This is a genomic window from uncultured Arthrobacter sp., from assembly GCF_947493765.1.
GTDB lineage: Bacteria > Actinomycetota > Actinomycetes > Actinomycetales > Micrococcaceae > Arthrobacter_D.
In genome coordinates, this window is the sequence record NZ_CANLSZ010000014.1 from 1 (window position 1) to 16,927 (window position 16,927).

Consider the following 16,927-nt stretch of genomic DNA (forward strand, 5'->3'; position numbering starts at 1 on the left):
GTCGGTTAGAACAGCATCACGTGACACTCAGATATCGTCCCGCACACCGCCCCACGCTATTAGGAGACACGCCCTAGTAGGGGAGTGTCAGTGGGAAGTGTCGGGTATGCGCGGGTCAGTACGGTGGAGCAGAACGCGGATCTGCAGCACGCGGCGCTGACCGCCGCCGGCTGCACGAGGATCTTCACTGACCACGGGGTGAGTGGGACGAGGGCGAGCCGGCCTGAGCTGGACAAGCTCCTCGACCATCTCCGGGAAGGGGACGAGGTGGTGGTGTGGAAGCTGGATCGGCTGGGGCGTAACACGAGGAACCTGCTGGCTCTGATCGATGACCTCGAGCGGCGTGGTGTGCACTTTCGAAGTGTCACTGAGGGGATCAGCACGACCGGTCCGATGGGGCGGGCGATGTTGACGGTGATGTCAGCTTTCGCTCAGCTCGAGCGCGATCAACTCGCCGAGCGCACCCGGGCCGGTATGGCCGTAGCGGCTGAGTATGGACGAAAGGCCGGCCGGCGCGAGGTTACCGCCGAAGACGTGAAGGTCCGGCGTGCCCGGGATCTGAAAGCCCAGGGCCTTGCGCCGACGGATATAGGGAAGATCATCGGGGCCAGCCGGGCGACGGTGTACAGGTATCTCAGTCTAGGAGTGACGGAGATGCCCTGATGTGGTGAGGACCCACCCTGTATCTGGTGTATGTCGCGCCGGGAGCGGCCTGGAATTAGTGACATCCGGCTGGACTAAGCCTTCGGCAGTTTCGACCTGCGCCTGTTCTTTTGGTCTGGGATGATTCACGGGTGCCAGATTCCGACAGCTTTCAACTCCATGCGTGGGTGGACGAGAGTATGCGTGGAGCCACCAAAGACCAAGGCATGTACCTTCTCGGGGCCGTGGTCGCCGATCCCGCCGAGTGCGAACCGACGCGAGACGAGCTGCGCGCCGTCCTGCCCAAGGGTGCGAGGAAGCTTCACTGGACTGACATGGAGGACCGCGCGAAGAAACAGGTCACTGGGTTGGTCTGTGGTCTAGATGTTGCTCACTTGGTGGTGATAGGCACGCCGCTGGATCTGAAGAAGCAGGAGAAGGCCCGAGCTAAGTGCATGGAGCGCCTGCTGTGGGAGCTAGGCGAGATGGAAGTGTCCCGGGTCGTCCTTGAGCACCGCACGCCGTCGCTGAACAGTCGGGACATGAAACTGGTAGACCGGCTGCGTGGTCGGCAGGCGATGCCAGCAAGTCTGCGGGTCGACATCGCACAGCCCTCCAGCGAACCGATGCTGTGGATCCCGGATCAGATGCTGGGTGCCATGGGCGATGCCGAAGCGAACGGTAACGACACGTGGCTTGAGCTGTACAACGGCGCGGTCCACCGGATCGACATCGAGTTCTAGACAGCGCGAAGGCCAGGTCCCGCTAAACACGGGGGTCCTGGCCTCTACTTCTCAACCCTCCCAGCAGGAGGGGAGCTATACCTAGTAAATCTCACCCCGAGCACGGTGTACATCCCCACGCCACAAATCCTGCCGTGATTTTTCCCACGCATCAGATCCTGATGCTCACGATGCTCTTGGTTCCAGGGCGGTAGGAAGTATCGTGCGGGACGAAACTCGAGGTGCGCCGCAGGATTTCGTTCGACCGCCGCAGCTCCTGGTTCTCCTGCACGAACTCACGCAGCCCATCCTCCGCACCGTTGCAGTTTTCTCTTCTGGGAAGTGATGACGTGCCGTCGACCTCCCGGCTCCCCTGATTCGATGCCATGACTTCATGCCCGTTCTGACGGTCAAGAGCCATCAAACCCGGGCGGGGCAGTGCGTTAGCATTGTCGTATCAAGGGGAGTACTCCCGTCTGCGATCGACCCGTCATTACGGATGCGCTGAAGCATTCCGGGTCATCGGTTCCGGTTCCGTCCGGGCGGAGGAGACCTTGGCGCCTATGTCCGACGCCTACCCCTTGGAGTACCTCATGCAGGTCAGCCCCACCATCTGGTTGATCACCATCATCGTGACGATCGTTTTCTTCGTCTACGAGTTCTTCGCGCACGTGCGCACACCCCATGAGCCGACCATCGGCGAATCAGCCCGTTGGTCCGCTTTCTACATCGGGCTCGCCCTGGTCTTCGGCGTCGGGATCGGCGTCGTCTCCGGCTGGAGGTTCGGCGGTGAGTACTTCGCCGGCTACCTGACCGAGAAGGCCCTCTCGATCGACAACCTGTTCGTCTTCCTCATCGTGATCACGGGCTTCGCAGTGCCGAAGAAGTACCAGCAGAAGGTGCTGATGATCGGCATCATCATCGCCCTCGTGCTCCGCGGGGGTTTCATCGCCATCGGCGCCGGTCTGATCGAGAACTTCTCCTGGATCTTCTACATCTTCGGCGCCCTGCTGCTGGTCCTCGCCTACAGGCAGGCCTTCGGCGGCCACGACTCCAATCCGGCCGACGGCAGGTTCATGCGCCTGGTCCGACGCGTCCTGCCCGTCACCGACGAGTACCACGAGGACAGACTCACCGTGCGGAAGGGCGGAACACGCTACGTCACGCCGATGCTGCTGACCATCATCGCGATCGGCTTCGTGGACCTGATCTTCGCCGTCGACTCCATTCCCGCGATCTACGGCCTCACCAACGAGGCGTACATCGTCTTCACGGCCAATGCCTTCGCCCTCATGGGCCTGCGCCAGCTGTACTTCCTGATCGGCGGACTGCTCGAACGCCTGGTCTACCTGGCCCAGGGACTCGCTGTCATCTTGGGGTTCATCGGTATCAAACTCGTCTTCCACGCCCTGCACGTCAACGAGCTGTCCTTCATCAACGGCGGTGAGCCACTGCTCTGGGTGCCCGAGATCCCCATCTGGTTCTCGCTGCTCTTCATCGGTGCCACCATCGCCGTCGCCACAGCGGCGAGTCTGCTCAAGACCAAGACCAAGACCGGGATCGAAGCCGACGACACACTCACTCACCAGGACAGGGCCAGCTAGAAGGCGTCAGGGCTGGTGGGGTCGAGGCAGCAGAAGACGCAGGAAGATTAGTGTCGCCAGGTGGGCACCACGCGGTGATGAGGTTTACCCGCTCGGAGGTGGGTCCTCGGCCCAGGACGAGATTCCTCAGGGGTGGTAGGACCGCTAGGTGGGTTCGAGATGGGCTAGGTAGGTATTTCGTCGGCTTCGTACATGTGCGCTGAGGGCCCGATGCCGACGATCAGCGGGTCGGGGGTCCCGACGGCGGCGGAGTCCTTGTCCGCGTAGTCGATGGTGAACAGGACGTACCGGATCGCTTCGAGGCGGGCGCGTTTCTTGTCGTTGCTTTTGATGATCGTCCACGGCGCGTCGGCGGTGTCGGTGTAGAAGAACATGGCTTCCTTCGCGGCCGTGTAGTCCTGCCATTTATCGAGGGACTGTAAGTCCATGGGACTGAGTTTCCACCGTCTGACGGGGTCGGTATGGCGTTGAGCGAAGCGGCGGCGTTGTTCGTCGTGGGAGACCGAGAACCAGAATTTGATCAGATGCATGTCACTGCGTACCAGCATCCGTTCGAGTTCGGGGGCTTGACGCATGAACTCGAGATACTGGGAGGGCGTGCAGAAACCCATGACTCGTTCCACACCGGCCCGGTTGTACCAGGAGCGGTCGAACAAGACGATCTCGCCGCCGCTGGGCAGGACGGAGATGTAGCGCTGGAAGTACCACTGGGTGGATTCGCGCTCGGAAGGCTTATCCAGGGCAACGACCCGGGCTCCGCGCGGGTTGAGGTTCTCGGTGAATCGCTTGATCGTTCCGCCTTTCCCGGCGGCATCACGTCCTTCGAACAACACGGCGATTTTCTTCTCCGTCTTTTTCACCCAGGACTGCATCTTCAACAACTCGATCTGCAACACGCGCTTAGCCCTCTGGTACTCCCGCTCTGTCATCAACGTCTCGTACGGGTGATCCTGACGCCACGTCTCATCCTCAGGATGAGGTAAGAAAACAGACTCCTTCGGCCCGTCCTCGGATGAGCCTGCCGGAACTTCCACCCTGGTTCCAGGCATCGGAGCCGCGTCCTCGCCACGATCCGGAACAGACCCAACCGTTTCAGACGGGGGAGTCGTACCAGCACCATCGCCGGAATCGTCACGAGCTCGCGGGTCCCGCTCCGTAGCAGACTGGTCGAGACGAGGCGGCGGGAAAGAATCGGGTTCTGCCATGAAGGATCTCCTAGTTGTTCAAGAGTGTTTCGGTACCAGGGGGCTGCTGAAAGTTCTATTGTCGCTGGGTGCGCGGTGCTAGCTGTTGTGGGTCATGAGGTTAGTGACACGGGTGGGTGTGTTGGTGTGAAGAAGGGGTAGGTCCCTGGTTGCAGGATGGAAGTACCTCTACAAGCCATTCGCACGAAGGACCTACCCCTCATGACCCACGCTAATGCCCCGTTGACCCCTGCTGGAAGACTGCGCCTGGTCGAGCGCTGCCAGCACCGCCCGATCGCCCACGTCGCCGCGGAAGCAGGGGTGGCACGCCAGACGGTGACGAAGTGGGTGCACCGGTACCAGGTACTTGGTGAGGCTGGGCTGGTCGACCGGCCCAGCGCACCCCACACCAGCCCCACCCAAACCCCCAAGACGGTGGTGGACCGGATCGAGGTCCTACGTCGGGAGCACAAATGGACGGCACGGCAGATCCACCTCGAGCTCGTCCGGGACGGTCACCGGATCTCCTCGGTGACCGTGGCCCGCTGGTTGCGCAGGCTCGGGATCTCCCGTCGGCGGGACATCGACCCCACCGGTGCCAGTAACCGCACCAGCACCAAGATCGTGGCCCGGTATGCCGGGCACATGGTCCATCTGGATGTGAAGAAAGTCGGACGGATACCCGATGGTGGGGGCTGGCGGGCCCACGGACGCGGCTCCGCGGCCGCCAAAGCCGCCGACCGTGCCAAAACCACAGCCAGAACCGCAGCTAAAGCTGCCGCCAGGACCGAAGGGAAGACGACCGGCGGCCGGGCCGGGTACGTGTACTTGCACTCGGCCGTGGACGGCTTCTCCCGCCTGGCCTACACCGAGGCCCTGCCCAACGAGACCGCGGCGACCACGATCGGGTTCTGGTCTCGTGCCAGGGTCTTCTTCGCTGCCCACGGCATCCACCGCATCACTCGTGTCGTGACCGACAACGGGTCCAACTACCGGGCGAGGAACTTCACCCGGACCATCGTGTCCACCGCGGCCCGCCACCAACGCATCCGACCCCACACCCCGAAGCACAACGGCAAGGTGGAGCGCTACAACCGGACCCTCGCCGAAGAGCTTCTCTACGCCCGCGAATGGATCTCAGAAACTCAGCGCGCCGACGCCATCACCATCTGGAACATCCACTACAACTACCATCGAGCACATACTGCAATCGGTGACCAACCCCCAGCCTCACGCCTCCACCAGACCATCACCAACGTCATGACACAGAACAGCTAGCGTGATCGTCAAAAGACGATCCAGAAGGAGCATCATGGCGGTAGTCGGTAGTGGTACACGAAAGCCGGTAGTTCGGTACCTGGCGTTATCGGGTGCTTCCCTGGTCCTGGTTGGCTCCATGATCGGGTGCAGTGATGGAGGGGGCACCGGAGGCGAGGCTTCCTCCAGCGAAGCTCCCTCGAGCGCTGCCACTGCGACCCAACCGGCAAGTACAACCACCATGAGCCAAACACCTTCTGCGAGCATGAAGGAATCCCCGGGGGCTGCTTCCACACCGGCTTCCTCACCGTCATCGACGCCGTCTTCCACAGTATCGGCCAGTGCAGTGAATGGGCAGACAAGCGCGGTTCTGGCGGCTATCACCACGGCGGAGTCGGGGGTGCGGGGAGGTGAGGTATTCGATGTGGAGGATGAGACCGAGCGCGGCCAGAGAGTCTGGTCCGTGAAGGTTGCTACTGCAGATGATCGGCAGTTCAACCTTTCGATCTCCCAGGACGGCTCCAGTATTGTGGCCAACGACGAGGACGCGACTCCTGATGATGACATCGAAAAGCTCCGGTCCGCGGAGATCACTGTCTCTGATGCCATAGCGACCGCCGCTGAAGAGGCTAAAGGACAGGGCGATCTGAGTTCCTTGGAAATCGATACCGATGACTCCGATGCCGTGGTCTGGCAGATCGAGTTCGGCGGCGACAGCGGTACAACGGTTCTCGTCGACGCCGCCTCGGGTGACATTGTCGACGTCGGCCCAGACGTCGGCTAGTTCTCCTCCAATGCTCTGGCGATCTTGGTGTCAACCGGTGGAAGCAACGTTGTCGGTGAGTAGTTTGGTGAGACTTCTCGTGGTGTGAGGAATCCCAGGGTGGCCCGTGGTCCATCGTTGATTTCAGTCGATCCCCATGTTCGAGTGGTACGGCTACGTGGTTATGGTGCGCTGAGAATGTCGTTCATGTCGCGGTAGTTGCCTGCTTTGGCGGAGAGCTCTGTGTGGGTGCCGGTATCGACTACTCGACCGTTTTCTATGACGTATACCTTGTCCGCATCGCGCAGGGTCGAGAGGCGGTGGGCGACGACGAGGACCGTGCGGCCGGCGGTGAGCCGGGCCAGACCTCGCATCACGTAGGACTCGCTGATCGAGTCCAGCCCGCTGGTGGGTTCGTCGAGCACCACGATGGGCGTGTCGGCGGCCAGCGCCCGAGCGATCGCGATGCGTTGGCGCTGCCCGCCGGAGAGGGACACGCCGTGTTCGGCGATGCGGGTGTCGTATCCGGCGGGGAGGCGGTCGACGAATTCGTCGACGTAGGCAGCCTGAGCAGCTGCGAACAGATCGTCGCGGCTGGCGTCCGGTGCACCGTAGGCGATGTTCTCTAGGACGGACCCCGAGATCATCAACGGGTCCTGCAACACCACCGCGACCTGGCTGCGCACCGAGTCAAGTGTCAACTCGCGGACGTCCTGGCCATCCAGGAGCACCTGCCCCGACGTGGCGTCGTAGAGACGTGGGATGAGGCTGGCGATCGTGGACTTGCCGGCGCCGGTCGTACCGGCCAACGCCACGACCTGCCCCGGAGACGCGTGCAGGGACACGTCATGCAGGATGGGATGGTCCGGTTCGTAGCCGAAGGAGACGTCGCGCAGCTCGATATCGCCACGAAAGGGCCCGGCTTCCACCGCGTCGGCGCGCTCATCCACCACGACGGTGGAGCTCAGCACCTCCTCGACCCGTTCGGCGCCGGCCTGGGCCTTGCTGATCGTGGAGGACAATCGGGCGAGAGCTTTCATCGGCCCGTACACCTGCTGCAGGTAGGCCAGCAGCACGAGCAGGACTCCCAGGCTCAGTTCGCCGCGGAGGACGAGGACTGCGCCGACGAACAGGACTGCTGCGCGCCCGGCCTGGGCGATGAGCTCGACGGCGGCGGGCAGGCGGGACAGGAGGTCGACCTGGCGCAGTCCGGCGTGCAACCGGGCCTGGGAGTAGGTGTGGAACCGTTTGAGTCCCCGGCGCTCCGCCGCGAAGGACTGCACCAGGCGGATCGTGGAGAGGGTCTCGGTGACGTGACTGGACACGTGTCCTTCGTGGGTGCGGGCGTCCCGCGAGGCTTGCCGGATGGCACCGCGGTAGTGCCGGACGACGCCGTAGAGCGCCGGTGCGACACAGAGCAGCAGGACGGCGAAGACCGGTTCGATCACGACTGCGACGACGACGATCCCGACCAGCAGGGCCAGGTTGGGCAGCAGCGTGGCGAACACGGCGACCAGTAGCGCCTGGATGGCGTTGACGTCGCCTCCGAGCCGGGTCGCGAGGTCACCGACCCGCTGCCTGTCGTGGAACGCCAGGGACAGGCGCTGTAGATGCGCGAAGATCTCCGCACGTAGGTCGGTCACGATGCGCTCACCGACCGCGAGCAGCAGCCGCGACGATAAATAGGTACCCAGCGCGGCAAGGGCGGCCAGCGCTACCAGGGACAGCGCGCAGACGGTCAGGACAGCAGTCGGTGAATCCGCGAGGGGTCCCAGGATGTCTCCCAGCAGGCCCTCCGGAGCGCGCTGCGCCAGGACGTCATCCACTACGATCTTCAGCGGCCACGGCAACGCCAGCTCGAGAGCCGCCACGATCAGCACCAGGGCGCCGCCGAGCAGCATACGGCGCCGGTAGGGTCGCATGGTCGGGCCGAAACGCCGCAAGATCTCAAACACGGGCTTCCTCGTCCTCTGGGTCGAGCTGGTTTGGTCGTCGGATGTCCTTCACAGCCGCCGTCATTTGGTTCCCAGCATGACGGCGGTCGGTCGATGTGCCGGCGCGGGCTGCGCCGCCGGGTGCAGCCGGCTGTGGGCGGCGGTGATCAGCGCCGGGCCGGTGTCGTCGTCGACCGGCCCCGTCCCCAGAACCAGGTGCTGGTGCCGCCCGCATCCGTCGACGGCACCGACGAGGGCGTGCCCGGTGGCCGGGCTGGTGGCGATCAGCTGGGCCGTGCACTCGTCGGGGTCGTGCGCGACCCACGCATCGATGGTTTCGGTGGCTGCCCCCCACCACGTACGACCCTGAACGGGGTTCATGGCGTGTCGCCCCGCGTTCAGCAGGCGCGTGTAGTCCGGGCTCAGCGCAACAGTGGTCCGCAGTTCTCCGGGCAGCACAGGTCGTCGCACGCACACCACCAGCGCATTACCGTCCGCTGTCAGCAGCACCTGCTTGGTCAGGCCCCTGTCCGGCCCGGGTTCGACGTCGATCAGCTCGATGACTGCGCCGTCGGCGTCGAGCTCGACGCGACCGACCTCGTGCCGGTGGGTCTCTGTCCCGAGAACGGACAGCGCACCCGGGTGGTTCGGCGGCGTCTGCATGTGCTGGTGCAGCTGGGTCTGGAAGTTCCAGTGGTCAGCGGCATTGCCGACCACGACCGTGCCGCGCCTGGCGCTGTCGGGGGCTGGGTCCGGGTCGGAACCCCGGTGCACCAGCAGGCTGAGGCGACCACCGTGGCGGGGTGAGAGCACGGCGAACAGCCGGTCGCTGCTGATGATGACCTCGTCGTCGCCGTCTTCGTCCACGTCGGTGAACAGGATCCGCAATCCGTGCGTGGCGGGATCGGCGGCCCACCGCGCTGCGGCGAGCACGGGCAGCGCATCCGCCGCGTGGGCGGCGGTGGCTCGCACCCACGGCGCCGGAGCGCGCCCCCCGTCGGGGTCGGGGTCCTGCCAGGCGGTCTCGTGGCGACCCAGGAGCACCAGCCGTTCGGCCAGCGCGCACAACCCGGTATCGGCGCCGTCGGCCTCGGCCTGCTCAAGTGCGGTCTCGACCCGGTCGAGGCGCTCAGCATAGGGACGCCACCGCGGATCGCCGGCCCACCGACTGTAGTCCTCCCCAGCACCGTGCTGATGGGCCAGCTCGTAGTAGGTACCGGAATCCACCGGGATCTCCAGCGCGGGGTCAACCTGGTCGCACCAGTCATCGAGCGCGACGGGCTGCAGCACGTCGCTGCGGCTCAGCCAGCGCAGGAACCTCGCGTACCGTTCCAACCCCTGTTCCCACCCGGCGACGCCCGCGACCCGCTCCAGGTCGTCGGCGAACACCAGGACGGATCCCTCGGCGGCACGGCTCGCGTCGTCGGCGAGCTCACTGAGCAGCCCCAGGTGGTCCGGGTCGTGCGGCGGCACCAGATACCGCAGATGGGATGCGATCGGGACGCCTACCAACCCATCGCCGTCGGCGATCCGGTAGGGCGCAAGGGACCCGGCGTGCAGCCGGCCGCCGACGCTGGCAGGGAACCCGTCCTCGTGCCACCGGTACGGGCCAGCGGCATCGAAAGCCTCCCGGGCACTGCCCGGGTAGCGGCCTTCGCGAAGCGGGTGTGCCAGACGGTCGTCGAGCAGCACCCGCTGGTAGCCGACCCCGGGGGCGTCGGCGTCCAGCAGGGGTGGTGCGCACGTTTCGGTGGCCCACACGCGCTCGGGCACCCACGCTGTCTTGAGCTTCTCGCGGGGTACCTCGAGCAGGTCCTCGACCAAGTCGTGGAAGGCGCGCAGCTGTCGCCGGTTGTGCTGCGGGGAGGACAACGGCATCACGTTCTCACCGTAGGTGCCGCCGATCAGGGTGATCAGGCCGCTGGCCAGGTGCCGGCGCAGCCGGACCAGGAGGGCGGGCCGGTGCCAGGCGATGGCCTCCAGGATGGGGCCGGAGATGTGCAGCGCGGCCGGTACACCGAGTTCGACATGCAGCGAGAGCACCGCGTCGTACCCGGCAGCGGTGACGCTGATCCCATCCCGGTCCGCGTACCCGTCGGTAATGACGAACTGATTCGCGTGGTGAACGAAAGCGATCGGTGCAGCAGTCACGGCGTGACCTCCTGTTCGGTGGCGAGGGCTTCGAAAGTGGCGGTGATACCGCCAACGAGCACCGCTTCGGCGACGTCGAGCCAACGATCGAGCAGGCCAGTACAGCCCGTGCGGTAGGTGATCAGCTCGTGGTGCAGGCTCTGCACCAGTGCGCGGGCGACCTCGGCCGGAACCGCGTCCGCGTCCGCACCTCGGCCCGCGGTCCACCGCTGCCAGAACGCCAGACCTGCTCCGGCGCCGCCGGCGAACGAGCCGGCACGCATCCACGAGAAGATCAGCAGGTGGGCCAGGGCATAGCCCACGTCGTAGGACGGCCGGCGCAACCCGGCGGTGTCGACATCGATGGCAGTGACCGCATTCTGTCCGCCGTCCGCCAGATACAGATTGTCCGGGTGCAGGTCGCCATGGGAGGCCACCAGGTCGGGACCGGGTCGGTACGCAGCGCTGTAGAGGCGGCGCTCGATGGAATCGGCGATCCGAAGCAGGCGCGCAGCATGACCAGGGTAGGACTCCGCAAGCAAGCGGCTTTGGCGGCACAGCTCATCGCCCGCCCGGTACCCGGTGCGGTCCGGCAGCGCGACGGACACTGACTGCAACTCGCTCACCCAATCGGCGGCGGCGATCGCGGCAGCGTCACGATCCGCCACCGCATGCAGCAGGCTGCCGGCCCAGGCCCGGCCGAGGGCCAGATCGGTGACCAGCGTACGGTGCGTGCCGGACCATCCCCGAGGCGGCGTCACCGCGAATCGCGCCGGAGGGGTGAAACCTGCCTCGACCAGACGCTGCAACCATCGCCTGGTCCACGCCCCCCGGTCATCGGAGTACTGCTTGAGCACCACCTCCCGGCCGTGACTCAGCTCGAGCACGGCCAACCGCTTGGGCCCTTCGCGCAGCACCCGCAGCCCGGTGAGCTCCCCGACCAGGGTTGGGGCGGCCTCGGCCAGGACACCACGAGCCCACAACGCAGGCCCCGCACTTGCGCGCACAGCTATACACCGGTCGGATTCAGTCGATGTCACCAGATTCTCGGGCTGCAGAGGCTGGTGCTGGGTCCGGGCCGTCATCTGTGGAGGTACTCCTACGGTAGTCAGGAATTCATCACTGATAAGCCTCTATGGCGCCGATGAGCCCGACCTTGGTTGCCCATGAGAGATCTCTCATGGTGCTCTGTCGGAACGACAGCGGCGGTGATCTTGCACCTAGGATGCTCTTAACGACCGGCTCAACCCGCGTCGGATCCAAGCGGAAGGCTCCACTCCATGACTGCCCCTCGGATCGCTGCCCTACTCGGTGCGCCGTTCCTGCTCGCTGCTGCCTGGGTGCTCGGCGGGACCATGTTCGAGCACCCACCGGTGGATCTCGGCAGCGTCGTCGTGGTCGATCCCGCTGGTGATCAACCCGCTCCGGCTGCGGCATCCCCCTTGGCCGGAACACCGACTGCGACCGGCAACCCCTCGACCCCAAGGTCATCACCCGCACCTGCACCCGCCACCTCACCGACTCCGGTACCCGGACCACCCACGGCGCCCGCCACCACCGCCCCACCTGATCCACTACCCGCGCCTCCGGCAGCACCTGCACCACCGAGCGAAGCCATCAGGGTGCCCGTACTGCCTGCGCCCGCAGCAGGAGACGATGATGACGACGGCTTCGAGGACCACAGTGATAACGACAGTGATATCGATGGTGGTACCCAGGACAGCACGGACCTTCTCGACGACAGCACTGACCTTCTCGACGACGACACGGACAGCTGACCGCCATGGCGGCACGCACCCGATCCGGTGCCGGGGGGCTGAGCGCCCGGACCCGCATCATCGGCTGGATGATGCTCCTGGTGACCCTGGCATTGGTAGCGGAGCTCGTCATCGCTGCTCGTGTGCTGACCGAGCGGACAGAGGCAGAAGTAGACCAGGAACTGGTCCACGAGGGCGACAAGCTACGCGACTACGCAGCGCGGGCGGTGGATCCCGCCACGGGTGAGCCCTACCAGGATGTCCGTGCTCTGCTTGCCGGTTATCTCGCCGAAGCCGTGCCCAACACCGATGAAACACTGTTCAGCCTCGTCGACGGCCAGCCCGCACACCGAGCCCGCTCCGAACCGCCGACGCGACTCGACACCGACCCGACGTTCGTCGCTCGCGCCGCCGCTATCGTCCGACCGACCTCCGGGACGCTGACCAGCGCCGCCGGCCCGGTGCGTTACGCGGTCTTCCCGGTCCGGATCGCAGGTGATCCGGACAGTGGTGCTCTGGTCGTGGCCGAATTCACAGCACCGGCCGCGGAACAGGTCGGTTCGACCGTGCAGGTGTTGGCCGTGGTCAGCGTAGCGGCACTGGCCCTCTCGGGTATGGCCAGTTGGCTCATCGCAGGCCGGGTACTGGCACCCATCCGCGCGCTTCGACTGACCGCTGACACCGTCCACGAGTCCGACCTCGACCAGCGGATCAGCGTGAGCGGGAACGACGACGTCGCCGCACTCGCCCACACCTTCAACCGGATGCTGGCCCGCCTCCAGGACGCGTTCAACGGCCAACGGGCCTTCCTGGACGACGCCAGCCACGAGCTGCGGACCCCGATCACCGTGATCCGAGGTCACCTCGAGCTCATCGGCGATGATCCTGTAGAACGAGCACGGACCCTCACCCTTGTGCTGGACGAACTCCAGCGGATGAATCGCCTGGTCGACGATCTGATGCTGCTGGCCAAGGCCGAACGCCCCGATTTCCTGAATCTGCACCAGATCGACGTCACCGATCTGGTGATGGAGGTCCTGACGAAGGTCAGTGCGCTCGGCAACAGATACTGGACTCTCTCCGAGGTTACCGACCGGACGGTGCTCGCCGACGGCCAACGCCTGACTCAGGCGCTGATGCAGTTGGCCGCCAACGCGGTACGCCACACGGAGCCAGGTCAGGAAATCTCGATCGGCGTCCGGACCGTTGCCGATCGGCTCCGGATCAGCGTCGCCGATACCGGTACAGGTATCGCCCCCGAGGACAGGGCAAGGATCTTCGAACGATTCACCCGCGCCGGACACCGCGGTGATCAAAGCCGCCGCAGCGACGGGGCCGGCCTCGGCCTGGCCATCGTTGCTTCGATCGCCCGCGCCCATGGCGGTCAGGTACTGCTGGAGAGCACCCCGGGGAAGGGTGCGGCCTTCACCCTCGATCTACCACTCACCCGCAACGCCATCCCGCATCCAAGGTCCTCCTACGCCGCCACTGATCTGGCAGAGGCGCGCCCGTGAATCGCATCCTGATCGCCGAGGACGAACCACGTATCGCATCGTTCATCGCGAACGGCTTGAACCGCAACGGATTCGTCGTCACCGTAGTCGCTGATGGGGATTCTGCCTACCAGTACGCCCGAACTGGGGCATTCGACCTGATGGTGCTCGACCTCGGACTGCCGATCATCGACGGACTAGCCGTGCTGCGACTACTGCGCGCCGAGAAGATCGACTTACCCGTCGTCGTCCTGACCGCCCGGGACAGCGTCGCCGACACCGTCACCGGCCTCGAGAGCGGCGCCGACGACTACATACGCAAGCCCTTCGGCTTCGACGAGCTGCTCGCCCGAGTCCGGCTCAGGCTCAGAGCGCCCGGACACGACCCTGAACCGACGATGCTGCGCGTCGGAGACATGACCCTGGATCTACGCACCCGGAGAATTTCGATCGAAGGCCAGGCGCCGGAGGTGGAACTCACAGCCCGCGAGTTCGCCCTCGCCGGCGTCTTCTTCCGCCACGTTGACCAGGTCCTGACCCGCGAACAACTGCTCAGCCGGGTGTGGGGCCTGGACTTCGACCCGGGCTCCAATGTCGTCGAGGTCTACGTGCGCTACCTACGCAAAAAACTCGGTACCTCCCGCATCGAAACCCTGCGCGGCATGGGATACCGGCTGCACTCACTTCCCCGCACCGCGGCCGAGGACTGAAGCACCGTGCACCTCCAGCATCGAGCACCACAGCAATGATGAAGCCTCGCTCTATCGTCGCTGGTGCGCGGTGTTAGCGTGATCTCAAAGGACGATCCAGGAGGAGCATCATGGCGGTAGTCGGTAGTGGTACACGTAAGCCGGTAGTCCGGTACCTGGCGTTGTCGGGTGCTTCCCTGGTCCTGGTTGGCTCCATGATCGGGTGTAGCGGTGGAGGAAGCACCGGAGGTGAGGCTTCCTCCAGCGAAGCTCCCTCGAGCGCTGCCACTGCGACCCAACCGGCAAGTACAACCACCATGAGCCAAACACCTTCTGCGAGCATGAAGGAATCCCCGGGGGCTGCTTCCACACCGGCTTCCTCACCGTCATCGACGCCGTCTTCCACAGTATCGGCCAGTGCAGTGAATGGGCAGACAAGCGCGGTTCTGGCGGCTATCACCACGGCGGAGTCGGGGGTGCGGGGAGGTGAGGTATTCGATGTGGAGGATGAGACCGAGCGCGGCCAGAGAGTCTGGTCCGTAAAGGTTGCTACTGCAGATGATCGGCAGTTCAACCTTTCGATCTCCCAGGACGGCTCCAGTATTGTGGCCAACGACGAGGACGCGACCCCTGATGACATCGAAAAACTCCGGTCCGCGGAGATCACTGTCTCTGATGCCATAGCGACCGCCGCTGAAGAGGCTAAAGGACAGGGCGATCTGAGTTCCCTGGAAATCGATACCGATGACTCCGGCACCGTGGTCTGGCAGATCGAGTTCGGCGGCGACAGCGGTACAACGGTTCTCGTCGACGCCGCCTCCGGTGACATTCTCGACGTCGGCCCAGACGCCGGCTAGCTCTCCTACGATGATCGTCGGAATCCTATCGGGAGTAGCGGGTCTGTCCTGCCAGTCGTGTTTCTGACACGGCGATGGTCGAGATGGTGCTCGGATCGACGGTCCTCGGGTCGTCCTCCAGCAGTACGAGATCAGCGAATGTGCCGACCTCGATTGAGCCGGTGATGTCATCGGAGCGGCACTGCCATGCGGCGTCGAGGGTGACTGCGCGTAGTGCGGCTTCGACGGGGATGGGGACTGCTGCAGATTTGATTGACTCTTCTGGTTAGTTCTTAAGCAGTTCTCTTGGCTGGTTGTAGTGTGTGCGTGTCGTCCGGTTCTGGGCGGGTGCGGTGTCGCTGGGTCGCTTTTGGATTCCTTGGGTGTGGTCGGTGGTGGTCTGTTCTCACGGAGGTAGTCCTATGGTTCTTGATCCCCCGACTGGCCCGGTGGTCATGGACTCCGAGGCTGTGATGGGCGCCGGCCCGGTGACCGCTGACCTGGTGCCGGAGGCTGGAGCGGGGATTGCGGAACTGGTGGTCGGTGGCGGGCCTGGGGGTGTGGCTGCCCGGGTGGGTGTCGGGGTCGAGCTTGCCGGGCAGGTCCAGGATCTGGTTCTTGAAAGCGGTCCGCTGCATGTGTTCCTAGGCTCTCTCGCTGAGTTGATCGCTGATCGTCTTTCGACCCCTGAGCGGGAGGTGTTGTGCGGGGTGACGTTGCTTCGGCCGGGGGTGAAGACCACGGTCGCCAGTAGCAGCGACCGTGCTAGGGCGTTGGACGAGGTGCAGTACGCCTTCGATGACGGTCCGTGTATGGACGCCGCACGACACAAACGGATCAATCACGTCCTCGATGCCGAAGCTGAAGGACAGCGGTGGCCCGAGTATCGGGCGGTGATCGCCTCTCATGGGTTGCATTCGCTCCTGGCGGTACCGGTGGGGTTGGGCATCGACGAGGAGGGACGAACCGGCTGCGCGATCAATCTCTACTGCGACACCGCCTGGTCCTTCACGGTGGCGGACATCAGAGACGCGAAGAGCCTCGCGGCGGAGATCTCCCGGACGGTGCGGATCGCTGTGCGGATCGCCCACCTGGATGAGACGACGAGTGAATTGAAGGGTGCGTTGGGTTCTGGGACGCTCATTAACCTGGCGACCGGGATCATCATGAGTCAGAACAGGTGTTCGGTCGAAGCAGCGACAGCGATCCTGGAGGCGGCCAGCAGCGCACGCACCATCCCGGTAGCCGATCTGGCGAGAACGATCATCGACTCGGTCACAGCTGAGCCGGTCACCACCCACTTCAGTGACCCACGCAGCAGCCAGCCAGGACACCGCTGAGCACAGCCGGGCCGGGTACCGAGACCGCCCTCCCAGTTACGACCATCCTCACCAGCCACCGTCGGTATCTGGGCGGGAGAACCCGCACGCTGAGAAGGACGAATCAAGGGGTGGGGGATCAGGGGCTTGTGGTGCCGTGCCTGGTTTCGATGATGATGATGCGGTTATGGCCGGTGTTCTGAACCCGGTAGGTGACAACATCGCCTACCGCCAGGTCGTGGGAGGCGGGCACGCGCACGATGACGTTCGGGCCCCCACGGGCGGGGCGGATAGTGAAGGTCCCGACCTCAAGATCCCCGTAAACGATCGTCCCGAACACCAGCACCCCGTTCCTTCCTGGACCTTCGCTGTCACTGCAGAGCCCAGGTGACGGCCCCTACACAGTGAGCCGGTGAAGGCCGGTGAATTACCCGAGACCGGTCAGCTGATCGGGTACGCCATCTCATGTCGAGCATGAGGTGTGGCGGCGATGGCGCCCAGGCCGCTTCGGATGACCTGGTGCGACCTGGGCACCAAGGGAGCTCATCCACTCAGCCGCTCCTTGACCGGATAGTAAGCCCACTTACCAGTTGAGCA

The 16,927-nt window shown here is 64.8% G+C and carries 15 protein-coding genes and 1 pseudogene; 9 read left to right on the top strand and 7 right to left on the bottom strand.

Annotation, left to right across the window (positions count from 1 at the left end; all coding sequences use genetic code 11):
- Positions 1 to 90: 90 nt before the first annotated feature.
- Positions 91 to 663 carry a recombinase family protein gene (locus tag Q0747_RS13365; RefSeq protein ID WP_298255457.1) on the top strand — a complete coding sequence of 191 codons (573 nt, stop codon included), beginning with the start codon at positions 91 to 93 and terminating at the stop codon, positions 661 to 663.
- Between the two features lie 131 nt (positions 664 to 794).
- Positions 795 to 1,385 carry a hypothetical protein gene (locus tag Q0747_RS13370; protein WP_298255459.1) on the top strand — a complete coding sequence of 197 codons (591 nt, stop codon included), beginning with the start codon at positions 795 to 797 and terminating at the stop codon, positions 1,383 to 1,385.
- Between the two features lie 151 nt (positions 1,386 to 1,536).
- Here Q0747_RS13370 and Q0747_RS13375 read toward each other — a convergent pair whose 3' ends face one another.
- The gene (locus Q0747_RS13375; protein ID WP_298255461.1) at positions 1,537 to 1,752 is read right to left on the bottom strand and encodes a hypothetical protein; all 216 of its coding nucleotides are present in this window, start codon (positions 1,750 to 1,752) and stop codon (positions 1,537 to 1,539) included.
- Positions 1,753 to 1,957: 205 nt separating this feature from the next.
- Between Q0747_RS13375 and Q0747_RS13380 the strand changes: the two genes are divergently transcribed.
- Positions 1,958 to 2,968, top strand: coding sequence for a TerC family protein (locus Q0747_RS13380; RefSeq protein ID WP_298255499.1), 1,011 nt, complete (start codon positions 1,958 to 1,960; stop codon positions 2,966 to 2,968).
- A gap of 164 nt (positions 2,969 to 3,132) precedes the next feature.
- Here Q0747_RS13380 and ppk2 read toward each other — a convergent pair.
- A pseudogene (gene ppk2, locus Q0747_RS13385) lies at positions 3,133 to 3,939 on the bottom strand (polyphosphate kinase 2); the annotation flags it as partial.
- A gap of 435 nt (positions 3,940 to 4,374) precedes the next feature.
- Between ppk2 and Q0747_RS13390 the strand changes: the two are divergent.
- Both Q0747_RS13390 and Q0747_RS13395 read left to right on the top strand, forming a co-directional pair.
- Positions 4,375 to 5,430, top strand: a complete 1,056-nt coding sequence (locus Q0747_RS13390; RefSeq protein ID WP_298255463.1) for an IS481 family transposase — start codon at positions 4,375 to 4,377, stop codon at positions 5,428 to 5,430.
- Positions 5,431 to 5,833: 403 nt separating this feature from the next.
- Positions 5,834 to 6,193 carry a PepSY domain-containing protein gene (locus Q0747_RS13395; RefSeq protein ID WP_298255465.1) on the top strand — a complete coding sequence of 120 codons (360 nt, stop codon included), beginning with the start codon at positions 5,834 to 5,836 and terminating at the stop codon, positions 6,191 to 6,193.
- A 161-nt stretch (positions 6,194 to 6,354) separates the two neighbouring features.
- Here the strand turns inward: Q0747_RS13395 and Q0747_RS13400 are convergent, their stop codons facing one another.
- The 3 genes from Q0747_RS13400 to Q0747_RS13410 are packed head-to-tail and all read right to left on the bottom strand — an operon-like array spanning position 6,355 to position 11,321.
- On the bottom strand, positions 6,355 to 8,127 hold the full coding sequence (locus Q0747_RS13400; protein ID WP_298255467.1) for an ABC transporter ATP-binding protein: 1,773 nt from the start codon (positions 8,125 to 8,127) through the stop codon (positions 6,355 to 6,357).
- A gap of 60 nt (positions 8,128 to 8,187) precedes the next feature.
- Positions 8,188 to 10,257 (bottom strand): hypothetical protein, encoded by a 2,070-nt coding sequence (locus Q0747_RS13405; protein WP_298255469.1) that lies wholly within the window; start codon positions 10,255 to 10,257, stop codon positions 8,188 to 8,190.
- A complete protein-coding gene (locus Q0747_RS13410; protein WP_298255471.1) occupies positions 10,254 to 11,321 on the bottom strand; it encodes a phosphotransferase in 1,068 nt (355 codons plus the stop codon). The genes Q0747_RS13405 and Q0747_RS13410 overlap by 4 nt, the downstream gene beginning before the upstream one ends.
- 698 nt (positions 11,322 to 12,019) lie before the next feature.
- On the opposite strand from Q0747_RS13410, the gene Q0747_RS13415 reads away from it, so the two are divergent.
- The 3 genes from Q0747_RS13415 (at position 12,020) to Q0747_RS13425 (ending at position 15,032) form a co-directional block, all read left to right on the top strand.
- Complete coding sequence (locus tag Q0747_RS13415) at positions 12,020 to 13,507, top strand: cell wall metabolism sensor histidine kinase WalK (RefSeq protein ID WP_298255473.1); 1,488 nt, start codon at positions 12,020 to 12,022, stop codon at positions 13,505 to 13,507.
- Complete coding sequence (locus Q0747_RS13420) at positions 13,504 to 14,196, top strand: response regulator transcription factor (protein ID WP_298255475.1); 693 nt, start codon at positions 13,504 to 13,506, stop codon at positions 14,194 to 14,196. The genes Q0747_RS13415 and Q0747_RS13420 overlap by 4 nt, the downstream gene beginning before the upstream one ends.
- A gap of 479 nt (positions 14,197 to 14,675) precedes the next feature.
- The gene (locus tag Q0747_RS13425; RefSeq protein ID WP_298255477.1) at positions 14,676 to 15,032 is read left to right on the top strand and encodes a PepSY domain-containing protein; all 357 of its coding nucleotides are present in this window, start codon (positions 14,676 to 14,678) and stop codon (positions 15,030 to 15,032) included.
- Between the two features lie 25 nt (positions 15,033 to 15,057).
- Here the strand turns inward: Q0747_RS13425 and Q0747_RS13915 are convergent, their stop codons facing one another.
- Positions 15,058 to 15,285, bottom strand: coding sequence for an amidohydrolase family protein (locus Q0747_RS13915; protein ID WP_367277726.1), 228 nt, complete (start codon positions 15,283 to 15,285; stop codon positions 15,058 to 15,060).
- A gap of 148 nt (positions 15,286 to 15,433) precedes the next feature.
- Between Q0747_RS13915 and Q0747_RS13430 the strand changes: the two genes are divergently transcribed.
- Positions 15,434 to 16,351, top strand: a complete 918-nt coding sequence (locus Q0747_RS13430; RefSeq protein ID WP_298255479.1) for a GAF and ANTAR domain-containing protein — start codon at positions 15,434 to 15,436, stop codon at positions 16,349 to 16,351.
- Between the two features lie 118 nt (positions 16,352 to 16,469).
- On the opposite strand, the gene Q0747_RS13435 is transcribed toward Q0747_RS13430, so the two are convergent.
- A complete protein-coding gene (locus Q0747_RS13435; RefSeq protein WP_298255481.1) occupies positions 16,470 to 16,676 on the bottom strand; it encodes a hypothetical protein in 207 nt (68 codons plus the stop codon).
- Positions 16,677 to 16,927: the final 251 nt, after the last annotated feature.